This window comes from Streptomyces pactum (assembly GCF_002005225.1).
Classification (GTDB): domain Bacteria; phylum Actinomycetota; class Actinomycetes; order Streptomycetales; family Streptomycetaceae; genus Streptomyces; species Streptomyces pactum_A.
This window is the reverse complement of the sequence record NZ_CP019724.1, coordinates 426,269-440,820: the sequence shown is the minus strand read 5'-3', so window position 1 is coordinate 440,820 and position 14,552 is coordinate 426,269. Positions and strand designations below refer to the sequence as shown.

The window sequence follows — 14,552 nt, the reverse complement described above, 5'->3', positions numbered from 1 at the left end:
AACCGGCCCGGCGGCGCACGTCGAACCGAAGTACGCGGAGTCGACGCGCACGGCCCACTGTTCGCCGGTGCGGGAGAAGTCGGTGACCAACCAGCCCGGTGTCATTGAAGGCGCACGGCGCGCAGACGGCTTCGCGCGGCGCCGCGGACCGACCCGCCGCTCAGGCGTCGGCCGCGGCGGGCTCCTCCTGCGGGTCGCTGAGCTGCTCGCGGACGTAGTTCCAGACCACCGCGATCAGCGCGGCGACCGGTACGGCGAGCAGGCTGCCCACGATCCCGGCCAGGCTGCCGCCGAGTGTCACCGCCAGCAGGATCACCGCCGCGTGCAGACCGAGCCCGCGGCTCTGGATGATGGGCTGGAACACGTTGCCCTCCAACTGCTGCACCACGACGATGATCGCCAGCACGATCAGCGCGTCCGTCAGGCCGTTGGACACCAGGGCGATGAGCACCGCGACGAAGCCCGCGAACAGGGCACCCACGATGGGCACGAAGGCGGACACGAACGTCAGCACCGCCAGGGGCAGTACGAGGGGCACGTCCAGTATCCACAGTCCGAGGCCGATGAAGACGGCGTCGAGCAGACCCACGAGCGCCTGCGACCGCACGAAGGAGCCCAGGGTCTCCCAGCCGCGCAGGGCGACGGCCGGCACGTCCGTGGCGAGCCGGCCGGGCAACTGGCGGGTGAGCCAGGGCAGGAACCGCGGCCCGTCCTTGAGGAAGAAGAACATCAGGAAGACGCCCAGGACCGCGGTGATCAGGCCGTTGACCACGGTGCTCAGGCCGGTGGCCACGGTGGTGACCACGCTGCCGACACTGTCCTGGATGCGCGCCATCGCGGAATCGAGGGCACCGGTGATCTGGTCGTCGCCGATGTTCAGCGGCGGTCCCGCGGCCCAGTCGCGCAGCCGGGCGATGCCTTCCACCACGCCGTCGGTCAACTCGTCGGTCTGGGAGGACATCGGCACCGCGATCAGCGCCACGATGCCCGTCACGGCCAGGAGGAAGGCCACGGTCACCACCGCCGCGGCCAAGGCGGGACGCCACCCGTGCCGCCGCAGGAAGCGGGCCGAGGGCCAGGTCAACGTGGTCAGGAGGAGACCGACTATCAGCGGCCACACGACCGACCACATGCGGCCGAGGACCCACAGGACCACCGCGAGCATCACAAGTATGAGCAACAACTCGGCAGAGGTGCGCGCGCTGGTGCGGAGCCCGGCGCGGGTCCTCGCGGAACTCAATCTGGCAGACATGGGGATCACCTTATGGCGACGCCGGTTGCCCTCCGCGATCGAGTCCTTCCTCCCGGGACGGGAACCGGTCAGCCGACCTTGACCCAGTCCAGGGTGCGCTCCACCGCCGACTTCCACCCCGCGTACCCCTGCGCGCGCCGGTCCTGTGACCACTGGGGTTCCCAGCGCCTGGACTCGTGCCAGTGGGTGCGCAGTTCATCGGTGTCCCGCCAGAATCCCGTGGCCAGTCCCGCCGCGTAGGCCGCGCCGAGTGCGGTGGTTTCCGCGACGACTGGACGGCTCACCGGCACGCCGAGGACGTCGGCCTGGATCTGCATGCAGAGGTCGTTGGCGGTCACGCCCCCGTCGACCTTGAGCACGTCGAGATGGACCCCGGAGTCTTGTTCCATGGCTTCGACGACGTCGCGGCTCTGGTAGCAGATGGCTTCCAGGGTCGCCCGGGCCAGGTGCGCGTTGTCGTTGTACCGGGCCAGGCCGACGATCGCTCCGCGGGCGTCGGAACGCCAGTAGGGGGCGAACAGGCCGGAGAAGGCGGGCACGAAGTACATGCCGCCGTTGTCGTCGACGGTACGGGCGAGCTCCTCGCTCTCGGCCGCCGTCTTAATGATCTTCATCTGGTCGCGCAGCCACTGCACGGCCGACCCCGTCACCGCGATGGAGCCCTCCAGCGCGTAGACCACCGGGCTGTCGCCGAACTGGTAGGCCACGGTGGTGAGGAGGCCGTGCTGGGACCTGACCAGTTCGGTGCCGGTGTTGAGCACCAGGAAGTTGCCGGTGCCGTAGGTGTTCTTGGCCTCGCCGGGCGCGAAGCACACCTGTCCGACGGTGGCCGCCTGCTGGTCGCCGAGTACCCCGCCGATGGCGACGGCGGCGCGCAGCGGCCGGGAGGTCCGGGCCACACCGTAGGCCTCCGCGTGCGAGGAGGGGTTGATGGCCGGGAGCATCGACCGGGGGATGCCGAAGAAGCCCAGCAGTTCGTCGTCCCAGTCGAGGGTCTCCAGGTCCATCAGCATGGTGCGGCTCGCGTTGGTCACGTCGGTGGCGTGGATGCCGCCGTCGGGGCCGCCGGTGAGGTTCCACAGGACCCAGGCGTCCGTGTTGCCGAAGAGGGCGTGGCCGGCTTCCGCCGCTTCGCGCACGCCGTCGACGTTCTCCAGGATCCACTGGATCTTCCCGGCGGAGAAGTAGGTCGCCGGCGGCAGTCCGGCCTTGCGGCGGATGACGTCGCCGCGGCCCGAACGTTCGAGGCCCGCCGCGATGGCGTCGGTGCGGGTGTCCTGCCACACGATGGCGTTGTAGTAGGGGCGGCCGTTGCGCGGGTCCCAGACCACCGTGGTCTCCCGCTGGTTGGTGATGCCGATGGCCGCCAGGTCGGTCCCCGACAGCCCGCTGAAACGCAGCGCGTTCTGCATCACCGAGTTGGTGCGCTCCCAGATCTCCACCGGGTCGTGCTCCACCCACCCGGAGCGGGGGAGGATCTGGGCGTGTTCCAACTGGTGCTTCGCCACCTCGTTGCCGCCGTGGTCGAAGATCATGAATCGGGTACTGGTGGTCCCCTGGTCCACCGCGCCGATGAAGTCCGCCATGCTGTGCCGCCTCTCCGGCCGGTGTCAGTCCTCGGGCGCCGGTACGCGCCCCGTCGGCTCGGGTTCCGCCGTGGGCAGGAACCGGCCGACGAAAACCTTGTACAGACCCGCGCCGAGTACGCCACCGATCAGCGGGCCGATGATCGGTACCCAGAAGTAGAGGTTCCCGTACTGATCTCGCCATGCTCCGCCGTATCCGGTGAGGAAGCTGGCCAGCCGGGGGCCGAAGTCGCGGGCCGGGTTGATGGCGTAGCCCGCGTTGGTGCCGAAGGCCATTCCGATCGCGACCACGATCAGGCCGATGATGAAGGGTGCCAGGTTCGCGCCCGGCGGTGTGTTCGCCATGTCCGTCAGGGCCAGGATCAGCAGCAGGAGGATGGCGGTGCCGATGACCTGGTCGCGGAAGGCGCCCCACTCGTGGACCGGGAGAGCGGTGTTCCCGTTGGCGGGGAGCGTGGAGAACACGAACTGCGTCTTGATGGTGTGGCCGGGGTCGGCCTTCGCGAGCGCTTCGGTGTAGTTCCAGCGGACCACGAGAGCGGCCACGAAGGCGCCGGCCGTCTGCGCCAGCGCGTAGGGAACCACCTTGCGCCACGGGAACCCCTTGAACACGGCGAGGGCGACAGTCACGGCGGGGTTGATGTGGGCACCGCTCAGCCTCGCCGCCACGTAGACGCCCAGCGTGACACCGAGCCCCCACGCCCAGGCGATGCTGTCGTGGTTCCCGAGGCCGCCTTCCGGGTCCGTGAGGGCACCGCCCGCGACCACTTGGGCCACCACACCGCAGCCGAAGAGGATGAGGATCATCGTGCCGGCGAATTCGGCCGACAGTTCACCGATCAAGCCTGATCTCTTGAGTCGTTCAGCCATGGAAGCTCACCTTCCGCCGGCTGAACCGGCATCGACTGTCTGAGCCTCTCATCCGGAAGATTAGGTTCCTGAGCGGCGAGCCGCACACCGAGTACGGCCGTCCGGCTGACCCCTCCTCATCAGCCGGTGTGCTCCGGGCCGGGCGACCACGGCGAAGGCGCGGGCGGTCAGCTCGAGGGGGCCCTGACACCGTCGCTGTCGCTCCGGCGCCGGAGCTCGGTGTTGCACGCGGTCAGCGCCATGGCGGAATGCTGATCGGCCGCGTCTCATCCCGCTCGCCCGGTCTGCGGACCGGGGTGCGCTGGTGCAGTCGTGCGCGGCGACCGACCCGAGTGCGCGCAGCGGCGGGTCCATCGGGACGGACGCCCTGGCGCAGCCGCGCGGCGGGCCGACACGGGCACGGCTGTCACCCGCGGCGGCGGACGCCGAGACCGGCCGCCGCCTGTGGGACCTGTCGGAGCGGCTGACCGGCAGGCGCTTCCCGCTCCGGCCCGTGCCCGGCTGATTCAGCCGTCCCGCTCGGCCGACGCCGTTGCCGGCGGCGGTCCGCACCGAGCGCCCAGCCGTCCTGCCGGAGCCCCCGGCACCACACGATCACCGACTGGCTCGCCACCGGCCTCGGTGAACGGTGACCCGGGGCCGCCCCCTCACGGACCGATGGGCAGCCGGCGCTTGTGGTCGGTCAGCCGGTACCGGGTGACGATCTTCTTGACGGCCTGCTCGTCCACCGGCTTGCCCTCCAGGAAGTCGTCGATGTCCTCGTACGTGACCCCGAGGGCGTCCTCGTCGGCCTTGCCGGGGTCGAGGGTCTCCAGGTCGGCCGTCGGGACCTTCCACACCAGCTCGGCGGGCGCGCCCAGCGTGTCCGCGACGGCACGCACACGGCGCTTGGTGAGACCGGTCAGCGGGACCAGGTCGGCGGCGCCGTCGCCGAACTTGGTGAAGAAGCCGGAGACCGCCTCGGCGGCGTGGTCGGTGCCCACGACCAGGCCGTCGTGCGCTCCGGCAACGGCGTACTGGGCGATCATGCGCTGCCTGGCCTTGACGTTCCCCTGGACGAAGTCCTGGTGCCGGGCGTCACGGAACGTCACACCCCCGGCGATCAGCGCCTCGAGCGCGGCGTCGCTCGCCGGCTTGATGTCCACCGTCAGCACGTGGTCGGCCTTGATGAAGGAGAGCGCGAGCTGGGCGTCGTGCTCGTCGGCCTGGATCCCGTGAGGCAGCCGCATCGCGTAGAAGGCCGCCTCGTGTCCCTCGGCCTGTGCCCGCTCGACGGCGAGCTGGCACAGCCGGCCCGCGGTGGTCGAGTCGACACCGCCGCTGATGCCGAGCACGAGGGAGCGCAGACCGGTGGAGGTCAGCCGCTCGGCCAGGAAGGCCACTCGGCGTTCGATCTCCCGTTCGGCATCGAAGGTCTCCGCGACCTCCAGTTCCCGGGCGATCTCTAGTTGCAGGGCGATGGACGCCGACTCGCTCAATTCCGCTCCTCGTCCGGCCCGCAGGGGCCTTCTCATGGGGCCTGTCACGGGTGCTTCCCCACTCACCCTACCCAGGGGCGTTCGCCCGCCCCGGCCGGGCCCGCCCCCGGTCAGCGGCCCTTGCGTACCCGGGCCGCCGCGCGGGCTTCGGCGGCCTTGCGGGCCTCGGCGGTCCTGCGGGACTCCTTCGCGGGACGGCCCGAACGGTCGCCCAGACCTCGGAAGGGGGCGTTGCCGTCGCCGGCCCGCGGCCCGGTCGGCGGGCGTCTCGCACCGGTGATGGTGGTGAGTTTCTGTTCGCCGGAGCGCACCGCCGTGACGGTCGGCCGGACTCCCGCGTCGGACATCATCCGGTTCACCTCGCGCCGCTGGTCGGGCGTGACCAGGGTGACCACGCTCCCGGACCGTCCGGCGCGCGCCGTGCGCCCGCCGCGGTGCACGTAGTCCTTGGCGTCGGCCGGCGGATCGACGTTGACGACGAGGTCGAGCGCGTCGACGTGGATGCCCCGCGCCGCGACGTTGGTTGCCACGAGCACGCTGACCTGGCCCTCCACGAACTGGGCGAGGGTGTGCGTGCGCTGGGGCTGCGACTTCCCGCTGTGCAGGGCGGCGGCCCGCACGCCGCTGGCCCGCAGGTGGCGGGTGAACCGGTCGACCGCGGCCTTGGTGTCCAGGAACATCAGCACCCGGCCGTCGCGTGCGGCGATCTCGGTCGCGGTCGCGTACTTGTCGGCGGGGTGGACGGTCAGCACGTGGTGTTCCATCGTCGTGACCGAGCCCGACGCCGGGTCGACCGACGCGAGCACCGGGTCGTGCAGGTGGCTTTGCACCAAGTGGTCGACGTCGCGGTCGAGCGTGGCCGAGAAGAGGAGCCGCTGCCCGTCGGCGGGCACCTGGTCCAGAATGCCGGTGACCTGCGGCAGGAAGCCCAGGTCGCACATCTGGTCCGCCTCGTCCAGCACCGTGATCCGCACGTCGTTCAGATGGCAGTCACGGCGCGACACCAGGTCGGCCAGCCGCCCCGGCGTCGCGACGACCACTTCGGCGCCGCCGCGCAGCAGCGCCGCCTGCCGGTTGATCGCCAGTCCGCCGACCACCGTCGCCAGTCGCACGTTCAGCGCCTGCGCATACGGTGCCAGCGCGTCACTCACCTGCTGTGCGAGTTCCCGTGTCGACACCAGGACCAGCGCGAGCGGCCGCTTCGGCTCCGCACGCCGCCCCGCGGTCCTGACGAGCAGGGCGAGCCCGAAGGCCAGTGTCTTGCCGGAGCCGGTCCGCGCGCGGCCGAGGACGTCGCGGCCGGCCAGCGCGTCGGGCAGGGTCGCCGCCTGGATCGGAAAGGGCCTGGTCACCCCCAGGCCGGTCATCGTCCGCACCAGCGCCGGCGGAAGTCCGAGCGCGTCGAAACGCGTGACCGGCGGCTGGTCCGCCGGCTCCGGTGGCGCCGTCGTGGACTGGGACTCGCCGGCCCGGGAAACTCCGGTGGCCGGCGACGGCTTCGCGTTCATGCGGGGGAACCCTCCTGATCAGGCGCCCGGAACACGACCGGGTCCGTACCCCTCGGTACGGACCCGGGCGCCTCAAAGCGTGGCCCCAGTTTACCAGCGGGCGGTCAGCGGTCCGGCGGTCCGGACAGCACCGGCGGACCTCGCGAGGGACACCTGCTCCGCGCCGTTCCGGGGGAGTACGGACGTGGCCCCCGCGGCGGCCCCGGTGCCGTGCCCGCCGCGGCGGCCCCGGTGCCGTGCCCGCCTACTTGGTCTCGACCCGTCCGAACGGGTCGGGCCCGGTCGTCAGCTCGTCGCACGCCGTCTGCCAGGCGTCGTCCCCGGGGTACAGCTCGGCGCGCAGGTAGGCCCAGGTGAGCCGCTGGACCGCGGCCACCCGCTCGGGGCTCTCGTCCGTGGTCTCGGCGACGTCGTAGCCGGCGACCCCGCCGAGCCCGTGCTCCGCGTCGAACAGGGTGAGCAGTGACTTGGGGCCCGGGGACAGGATGTACGGATCGGCGTGCCACCGCGGCCCGCGAACCGTCAGATGGGCCGAGTCGTCCTTGTCGCCGGCGACGACGAGCGCGGGCGTCGTCATCGAGGAGAAGTCGGTGGTGAGGAGGAAGGGGAAGTTCTCGGCCGTGGACTCGCTCAGGGCGTCGCCGCCTCGGCCGGGCGCGGCGAGGAGGACCCCCGCCTTGATCCGGGGCTCGGCCAGGTTCACTTCCGTTCCGTCCTCCGGATCGGTGAGCCGGGCGCCCAGCAGCAGGCTCGCGGTGTGCCCGCCCATCGAGTGCCCGGCCACGGCGACCCTGCTCCGGTCCAGGCGTCCGGGGAGCTGCGGGACGGCGCCCTCCAGTACGTCGAGCTGGTCGAGAAGGCGCGTCATGTCCTCGGCCCGCGATCGCCAGAACAGCGGCGCCCCGGGGGTCTTCGGATCCAGCCTCAGTGTCCTCGAGCTCAGGTGGGTGGGCTGGATCACGACGAAGCCGTGCGCCGCCCAGTAGTGGGCGAGGGGAGCGTAACCGTTCAGTGAGGAGAGGTGGTTCGAGTAACCCTGCCCGTGCGAAAGGAGGATGACCGGCAGGTCGCTCCCGGTCACGGGTGCGCAGACCCGCACCTCGAGGTCCACGGCCCGGCCGGGAGCCGGCAGTACGACCGGCCCGACCGAGAGGACGGGAGAGGGCGAGCCGACGATGCCGGCCGTGGGAATGGATGTGTTCATGGGGCGTGAGTCCGTTCGGTGACCGCCATCGGCCGGTCTCGTCCGGCCGATGGCGGTGAGGGGGTCGTGGGCGTCCGGCGTCGGCGAGCACGACAAGCGGGACGCTGTCCCGGTTAAAGATACGGAACGCCGTCCCGTTTAGTCAACGGCGGTTACGCGCGGCCTGGACGCGGCGGTGGCTCCAGGCGAGCAGGGCGAACAGGACGCAGCCGGAGATGATCAGGCTCGCCCCGGTGGCCCAGCCGGAGTACGGGACCCGGGGGACCAGCCCCCACACCACGCCCGCACCGACGAGGAGGAGGCCCACCAGGGCCGAACCGGCGAGACGCCAAGGCGAGGAGACGCTCTCCTCGGCCGCGCGCATCGCCTGTCCGCGGACAGGAGCGACGAACCGGTCCAGCGCCGGGATGGCGCGCGCCAGCAGCACCACCCCGGCGAACACGAGCAGCAGACCCGGTCCGGGCAGCACCAGCAGGGCCACGCCGATCACCACCAGTACGGCACCGAGGGTGCCCAGTGAGGCTCGCCGGATCGAATCGACACCGCCCGCCATGTCGCCCCGCCTTCCCGTGTCCGGCAAGTAACTCCGCTTCCGTCGGCCTGTCCACCTTAGGCAGGCCGTGGAGGTGCGGGCGATTCCGCTCCACCCCGCGCCGACGGGAGATCCGCACCGCTCGAAGATCACCGAGAGCAATCTGACGGCCGTATGGGCGGACTGCGCCCGGCTTTCACCGCGGGCGAGCTGCCGGCAGGCTTAATCAAATTTGACTAGAGTGGGGGAATGGGTGAGAAGACCATTCCGATCCTGCCGTGCAGGACCATTCAGGCCGTCCTCGACTTCTACACCGCCCTCGGGTTCGAGGTGACGTTCCGGCAGAAGAGCCCGAACCCGTACGCGGTCGTGCGGCGCGGCGGTGTCGAGCTGCAGTTCTTCGGGCTGAAGCAGTACGAGCCGGCCGAGTCGGTCAGCACGTGCTACGTCCTGACCGACGACGTCGACGGGTTGCATGACGCCTTCCGGGCGGGACTCAAGGCGGCGTACGGGAAGATCCCCACGCGGGGGCTGCCGCGCATCGGGCCGGTCAAGGACATGTCGTACGGCGTTCGGCAGTTCCTCATGACCGACCCCGGCGGCAACTGCGTCCGCGTCGGTCAGCGGACGAGCGGGGACGGGCGGCACCGGCGTGCTCCCGAGGAGACCTTCGCCCGCGCCCTGCACCACGCCGCTCTCCTCGCGGACTCCAAGGACGACCCCGCGGGCGCCGCGAAGGTCGTCGACCGGGTGCTACGGCTCGAGGGCGAGCGGCCCACCCCGGTACAACTGCTGCGCCTCCTCGTGCTGCGAGCGGACGTCGCGGGGCGTCTCGGTGACGAGGGGACCGCGGCGGCGGTGCTCGACGAAGCCGCCGCCGTCCATCTCACCGCCGAGGAGCGGGAGTCGGTGCGGGACGACCTCGAGCGCCTCGGAGAGCTCCGCGAGTGACGCCTGTCACCAGGCCGGCCCGGCCGCCGCGCGCCCGTCCGCCGCCATGCGCCCCGCACGGCCGGGCGGTACCCCGGCCGGTGGTCGGCATGGCAAGCTGTGGTCCTGTTGTCCGAACCCAGGAGGTCACCATGACTGCAGAGTCTTCATCGCAAGCAGGTTCGGAGCCGGCCGACGTCGAGAGCCCTGCCGTGACGCCCGACGAGAACGGTCAGTACGACCTGAAGGGGAAGTTCCGGGAGGCTCTGGCACGCAAGCGCGAAAAGCAGGCGGAGGCCGCCGACCTCGCCGGGCACACCGACGCGTCGAAGATCCGCGGCGCACACGGTCCGGCCGCGAGCCAGCGGTCGTTCCGGCGGAAGAGCGGTGGCTGACGTTCACCGTGTGTGAGGGAGGGCCCGACCTCGTTTTCCGGTCGGGCCCTCGCCGGTGTTCGCCCCTGCTCGCCCGTCCTGTCAGGGACGGCTGGTCAGGTAGCCGCCCATGGAGGTGAAGTACTCCGTCGCGGGCAACTCCCGTCCGTCCTGTGTCCGTACCCGCGTGATGGCGAGGCCCTGGTTGCGGCCGGTGCGCGCGTCGGCTCCGGCGACGATCACCACACCGTCACCCTCGCGGTAGAAGACGCGGCCGGGCGTGCCCCCGTAGCGGCCCTGGGACACGACGGCGGCGAGGACCTCGAGGCGCCTGCCCTTGTGGAAGGTGAAGGCGCTGGGGTACGGGTCTGACTGGGCGCGGACCAGGCGCTCCAGATCCTGTGCCGGCCAGTTCCAGTCGATGCGGATGTCCTCGGCGGAGCGCTTGTGGAAGAAGGTCGCCCGGGAACGGTCCTGCCTGGTGAACTCCGTTCGGCCCGAGGCGATGAGGCCGAGGGCGCCGATGGTGACCGGAGCGATGAGGTCCACCGTCTTGTGGAAGAGGTCGGTGGCGGTGTCCGTCGGTCCGACCGGCACCGCCTCCTGCCGGACGATGTCGCCGGCGTCGAGTTCGTCGTTCATCATGTGCGCGGTGACGCCCACCTCGGTCTCCCCGTTGATCAGAGCCCAGATCAGCGGAGAGAAACCGGCGTACTTCGGCAGCAGCGAGTCGTGGATGTTGAGCGTGCCGCGGTGCGGGAGGCCGAAGACGCGCGGGGGGATCCACGTCCGCCAGTTGTTGGCCACGATGACGTCCGGGTCGGCCTCCTTGAGGCGCTCGAACAGCTCGTCGTCGTCCGGTCGGTTGCGGAGCAGCACCGGCACGCCGTGCTCTTCGGCGAGGTCGGCGACGGAGTCGCTCCAGATCTTCTCGTAGGCGTGCTCGCTCTTGGGATGCGTCACGACCAGCACCACGTCGTGTTCGGAGTCCAGGAGGGCTTGCAGGGTCCGGTGCCCCCAGGTCTGGTAACCGAACATGACGACCCGCATGGGGTTCCTCCTCAAGGCAGGGGACGGCCCGGGCAAGTAAAGCAAGGCTTACCTTAGTGTGCAACGGCCATGCGCGACACCCCAGTTGGGGGACGCGTCACGCGGGTTCGCCCTATCGACAGCTTCGCGGCATTAGCTTAGGCTCACCTAAGTTCCCGGCGGCCGCTCCGTCGGCATGTCCCATTTCGGCAATCCCCACGCCCGACAGGCGACTGTCCCGCACGATGGGAGTGACATGTCACAGGTTCTTCCTGATGACGCAACACCGGTCCACGACCTCATTGGCATCGGTTTCGGACCCTCCAATGTCGCCATGGCGATCGCGATCGACGAGCACAACGCACGCGCCGGCCGGCAGGAGGCGATCACCGCCCGCTTCTTCGAGCAGCAGCCGCGCTTCGGCTGGCACCGCGGCATGCTGATCGACGACGCGACGATGCAGGTGTCCTTCCTCAAGGACCTGGTGACACTGCGGAACCCGGCCAGCGAGTTCAGCTTCCTGTGCTACCTGCAGAGCAAGGGACGGCTGATCGACTTCATCAACCACAAGAACCTCTTCCCGCTGCGGGTGGAGTTCCACGACTACTTCGAGTGGGCCGCGGCCAAGGTCGACGACATGGTCTCCTACGGCCACGAGGTCGTCGGCGTCGCGCCCGTGGGCCGGGACGGAGCCGTGGACCACCTGGAGGTGACGGTCCGTTCGGGGGAGGGGCTCGAGGTCCACCGGGCGCGCAACCTCGTCATCGGCACCGGACTTCGCCCCCTCCTGCCGGACGGCGTGGAGCGCGGCGACCGCATCTGGCACAACTCCGAACTGCTGGCGAAGGCCGACGGACTGGAGGGCACCTCACCCTCTCGGTTCGTCGTCGTCGGCGCCGGGCAGAGCGCCGCCGAGAACGTCGCCTACCTGCACCGCCGCTTCCCCGGGGCAGAGGTCTGCGCGGTCTTCACCCGGTACGGCTACAGCCCCGCCGACGACAGCGGATTCGCCAACCGGATCTTCGACCCCGCCGCGGTCGACGACTACTTCGCCGCGCCCGGCAGCGTCAAACGCCGGCTGATGGACTACCACGGCAACACCAACTACTCCGTGGTGGACATCGACCTGATCGACGACCTGTACCGGCAGATGTACCGGGAGAAGGTCCTCGGTACCGAGCGGCTGCGTTTCCTCAACGTGTCCCGGCTCACCGATGTCAAGGAGACGCCCGACCGGGTCCGGGCCGCCGTCACGTCCCTCGTCACCGGCGAGGAGACCCTCCTGGACGCGGACGTCGTGGTCTTCGCCACCGGCTACAGCCCGGCCGACCCCCTCGGCCTGCTCGGCGAGGTCGCGGACCGCTGCCTCAGGGACGACGAGGGCCTCCTCCGCGTCGAGCGCGACTACCGCGTCGCGACCGACCCGGGCCTGCGCTGCGGCATCTACCTGCAGGGCGGCACGGAGCACACCCACGGCATCACGTCGTCCCTGCTGTCCAACACCGCCGTCAGGGTCGGGGAGATCCTGGAATCGCTGCTCGACCGGGGCCTCAAGTCCGCTTCCGACGAGGCCCGGACGGTTGCCGACGGAACCGGCACCACCGCCCGTTAGTGTACGTCGCTATGGCCACGACTGCGGTTGAGCGCCCCCTGCCCGGGGGCACAACAGAGGCCCGCCGAAGGCGGGTTGTGGGTTTGGGCGTACTTGCGGTGATCCTCGTGGCCGCGACGGCGGCGTCACTGGCCGTGGGTGCGCGCGCGCTGAGCCCCGCCGAGGTGTGGCACGGGCTGCTCGCGGCGCCCGACTCCGACCAGCGGCTCACGGAGATCAGGCTCATCGTGCGCACCGTGCGGGTGCCCCGCACGGTGCTGGCGGTCGTGGCGGGCATCGCCCTGGGGGTCGGCGGGGCGCTGATCCAGGGGTACACGCGCAATCCGATCGCCGACACGGGCCTGCTGGGGGTGAACTCCGGTGCCTCGTTCGCCGTGGTGTCGGGGATCGCCCTGTTCGGCTTCACCAACCCGTTCCAGTACGTCTGGTTCGCCTTCCTGGGCGCGGCGGTCGCCGGTGTCGTCGTGTTCGGGCTGTCGAGCATCGGCCGGGGCGCCGGCAACCCGTTGACGCTCGCGCTGGCGGGACAGGGCGTCACCGTGTTCCTGGCGGCGATGACCACGGCGGTCGCGCTGACGGACAAGGCCTCGCTGAACGCGCTGCGGTTCTGGAACGCGGGCTCGGTGGCCGGCGTCGGGTTCGACGTCATCTGGCCGGTGACCGCGTTCATCGCGATCGGACTGGTGCTGGCGCTGACCACGCTGCCCGCCGTCAACCTGCTCAACCTCGGTGACGACGTGGCGCGGGGGCTGGGTGTGAACATCGCGCTGAGCCGGACCGTCGGCATCGTCGCCATCACCCTGCTGGCGGGCGCGGCGACCGCGGCGTGCGGCCCCATCGCGTTCATCGGCCTCATGGTGGCCCACGTGGCCAGGTACCTGACCGGGCCGGACTACCGCTGGCTGGTGCCGTACGCGGGACTGCTGGGAGCCGTCGTCCTGCTGGTCTGCGACATCGTGGGGCGCTTGGTGGTGCGGCCGGGAGAACTGGACGCGGGTGTCCTCGTCGCTCTCCTCGGTGCTCCGTTCTTCGCGGCCCTGGTGTGGCGCGGAAAGTTCAAGAACGCGTGAACGGGGCGGACGTGAAGAGGAACGGGCCGGGCGCCAAGGTGAACGGGGCCGACGCGAGGCCGTCATTGACGCCGGGTGTGCGGCTCGGGCGCGTGTCGTTCGTATGGCGGCCCTGGACCGCCGGCGTCACGCTGCTGCTCGCGGCGGCGGCCTTCCTGTTGTTCTGTCTGTCCATCGGCGTCGGGGACTTCCCCATCGGCCTGCCCAGGGTCGTCGCCACGATCCTCGGCGGGGGCGATCGGGTCGACCAGTTCGTGATCATGGACCTGCGGATGCCGCGTGCCCTCGCCGGCCTCGTCGTGGGGGTGGCGCTCGGGGTGTCCGGCGCGCTCACGCAGTCCCTCGCGCGCAACCCGCTGGCCAGCCCGGACATCCTGGGCATCACCAGCGGCGCGGGCGCGGTCGCCGTCTTCCTGGTGACCGTCTCGGGCGGCACCGCCGCCGCGGTCGTCAACTCCGTCGGGCTGTCCGCGGCGGCGCTCGCGGGCGGTCTCGGCACCGGTCTGCTGGTGTACTTCCTGGCGTGGCGGCGGGGGATCGACGGCTTCCGGCTCATCCTCATCGGCATCTCGGTCAGCGCCGTGATGCAGGCGATCACGACCTGGCTGCTGGTCACGGCCGACATCAGGGACGTTGCCCGAGCCCAGGCGTGGCTGGTCGGCTCGCTGGACAACCGGTCCTGGGACGAGGTCCGGGTCGCGTTCTGGGGGACGCTCGTCCTCCTGGTCGCCGTGTTGTGCGTCGCGTTCCAGTTCAAGCCGATGCACTTCGGCGACGAGGTCGCCGCGGGTCTCGGCGTCCGGTACTCGATGGTCCGTGCGGTCCTGCTGCTGTGCGCGGTGCTGCTGGCCGGCGTGGCGGTGAGCGCGGCGGGCCCCGTCCCGTTCGTCGCGCTGGTGGCGCCGCAGGTGGCGATGCGTCTGGCGAGGTGTCCGACACCGCCGTTGGCGGCCTCCGGCATGGTGGGGGCGCTGCTGCTGATCGGCTCCGACCTGGTGGCGCGCACGGCCCTGCCGGTCTCTCTCCCGGTGGGTGTGGTCACCGCCGCGATCGGCGGCCCCTTCCTCGTCTACCTGCTGGTGCGGGCGAACCGCAGATAGCTGGTAC

Annotated in this window: 14 protein-coding genes; 6 read left to right on the top strand and 8 right to left on the bottom strand. The window is 70.9% G+C overall.

Going from position 1 to position 14,552, the window contains the following annotated elements:
• Positions 1-160: 160 nt before the first annotated feature.
• The 3 genes from B1H29_RS01830 to B1H29_RS01820 all read right to left on the bottom strand — a co-directional run bounded on the left by B1H29_RS01830 (position 161) and on the right by B1H29_RS01820 (position 3,708).
• Complete coding sequence (locus B1H29_RS01830) at positions 161-1,252, bottom strand: AI-2E family transporter (protein ID WP_055421444.1); 1,092 nt, start codon at positions 1,250-1,252, stop codon at positions 161-163.
• A 68-nt stretch (positions 1,253-1,320) separates the two neighbouring features.
• Positions 1,321-2,838 carry a glycerol kinase GlpK gene (glpK, locus tag B1H29_RS01825; RefSeq protein ID WP_055421445.1) on the bottom strand — a complete coding sequence of 506 codons (1,518 nt, stop codon included), beginning with the start codon at positions 2,836-2,838 and terminating at the stop codon, positions 1,321-1,323.
• 24 nt (positions 2,839-2,862) lie between these two features.
• Positions 2,863-3,708, bottom strand: coding sequence for an MIP/aquaporin family protein (locus B1H29_RS01820; RefSeq protein WP_055421446.1), 846 nt, complete (start codon positions 3,706-3,708; stop codon positions 2,863-2,865).
• 304 nt (positions 3,709-4,012) lie between these two features.
• Between B1H29_RS01820 and B1H29_RS01815 the strand changes: the two genes are divergently transcribed.
• On the top strand, positions 4,013-4,213 hold the full coding sequence (locus B1H29_RS01815) for a hypothetical protein (protein WP_055421447.1): 201 nt from the start codon (positions 4,013-4,015) through the stop codon (positions 4,211-4,213).
• Between the two features lie 142 nt (positions 4,214-4,355).
• On the opposite strand, the gene nadE is transcribed toward B1H29_RS01815, so the two are convergent.
• The 4 genes from nadE to B1H29_RS01795 all read right to left on the bottom strand — a co-directional run bounded on the left by nadE (position 4,356) and on the right by B1H29_RS01795 (position 8,451).
• Positions 4,356-5,186: an ammonia-dependent NAD(+) synthetase gene (gene nadE / locus B1H29_RS01810; RefSeq protein ID WP_055421448.1), complete on the bottom strand. Its 831-nt coding sequence runs from the start codon at positions 5,184-5,186 to the stop codon at positions 4,356-4,358.
• Between the two features lie 110 nt (positions 5,187-5,296).
• Entirely contained in the window at positions 5,297-6,694 is a 1,398-nt protein-coding gene (locus B1H29_RS01805; RefSeq protein WP_079159957.1) for a DEAD/DEAH box helicase, read from the bottom strand.
• A gap of 244 nt (positions 6,695-6,938) precedes the next feature.
• Positions 6,939-7,898: an alpha/beta hydrolase family protein gene (locus tag B1H29_RS01800; protein WP_055421449.1), complete on the bottom strand. Its 960-nt coding sequence runs from the start codon at positions 7,896-7,898 to the stop codon at positions 6,939-6,941.
• Between the two features lie 142 nt (positions 7,899-8,040).
• On the bottom strand, positions 8,041-8,451 hold the full coding sequence (locus tag B1H29_RS01795; RefSeq protein WP_055421450.1) for a PGPGW domain-containing protein: 411 nt from the start codon (positions 8,449-8,451) through the stop codon (positions 8,041-8,043).
• A 228-nt stretch (positions 8,452-8,679) separates the two neighbouring features.
• On the opposite strand from B1H29_RS01795, the gene B1H29_RS01785 reads away from it, so the two are divergent.
• The gene (locus B1H29_RS01785) at positions 8,680-9,381 is read left to right on the top strand and encodes a bleomycin resistance protein (RefSeq protein WP_055421451.1); all 702 of its coding nucleotides are present in this window, start codon (positions 8,680-8,682) and stop codon (positions 9,379-9,381) included.
• A gap of 131 nt (positions 9,382-9,512) precedes the next feature.
• Positions 9,513-9,755: a DUF5302 domain-containing protein gene (locus tag B1H29_RS01780; RefSeq protein WP_055421452.1), complete on the top strand. Its 243-nt coding sequence runs from the start codon at positions 9,513-9,515 to the stop codon at positions 9,753-9,755.
• Between the two features lie 81 nt (positions 9,756-9,836).
• Here B1H29_RS01780 and B1H29_RS01775 read toward each other — a convergent pair whose 3' ends face one another.
• Positions 9,837-10,784 carry a methionyl-tRNA formyltransferase gene (locus B1H29_RS01775; RefSeq protein WP_055421453.1) on the bottom strand — a complete coding sequence of 316 codons (948 nt, stop codon included), beginning with the start codon at positions 10,782-10,784 and terminating at the stop codon, positions 9,837-9,839.
• Positions 10,785-11,019: 235 nt separating this feature from the next.
• Here B1H29_RS01775 and B1H29_RS01770 point away from each other — a divergent pair, with 235 nt between their 5' ends.
• From B1H29_RS01770 to B1H29_RS01760, 3 genes are read left to right on the top strand one after another with little or no spacing between them, the layout of a single operon-like run.
• A complete protein-coding gene (locus B1H29_RS01770) occupies positions 11,020-12,375 on the top strand; it encodes a lysine N(6)-hydroxylase/L-ornithine N(5)-oxygenase family protein (protein WP_055421454.1) in 1,356 nt (451 codons plus the stop codon).
• 11 nt (positions 12,376-12,386) lie between these two features.
• Positions 12,387-13,445: a FecCD family ABC transporter permease gene (locus B1H29_RS01765; RefSeq protein ID WP_055421455.1), complete on the top strand. Its 1,059-nt coding sequence runs from the start codon at positions 12,387-12,389 to the stop codon at positions 13,443-13,445.
• Between the two features lie 11 nt (positions 13,446-13,456).
• Complete coding sequence (locus B1H29_RS01760; protein WP_409350935.1) at positions 13,457-14,545, top strand: FecCD family ABC transporter permease; 1,089 nt, start codon at positions 13,457-13,459, stop codon at positions 14,543-14,545.
• Positions 14,546-14,552: the final 7 nt, after the last annotated feature.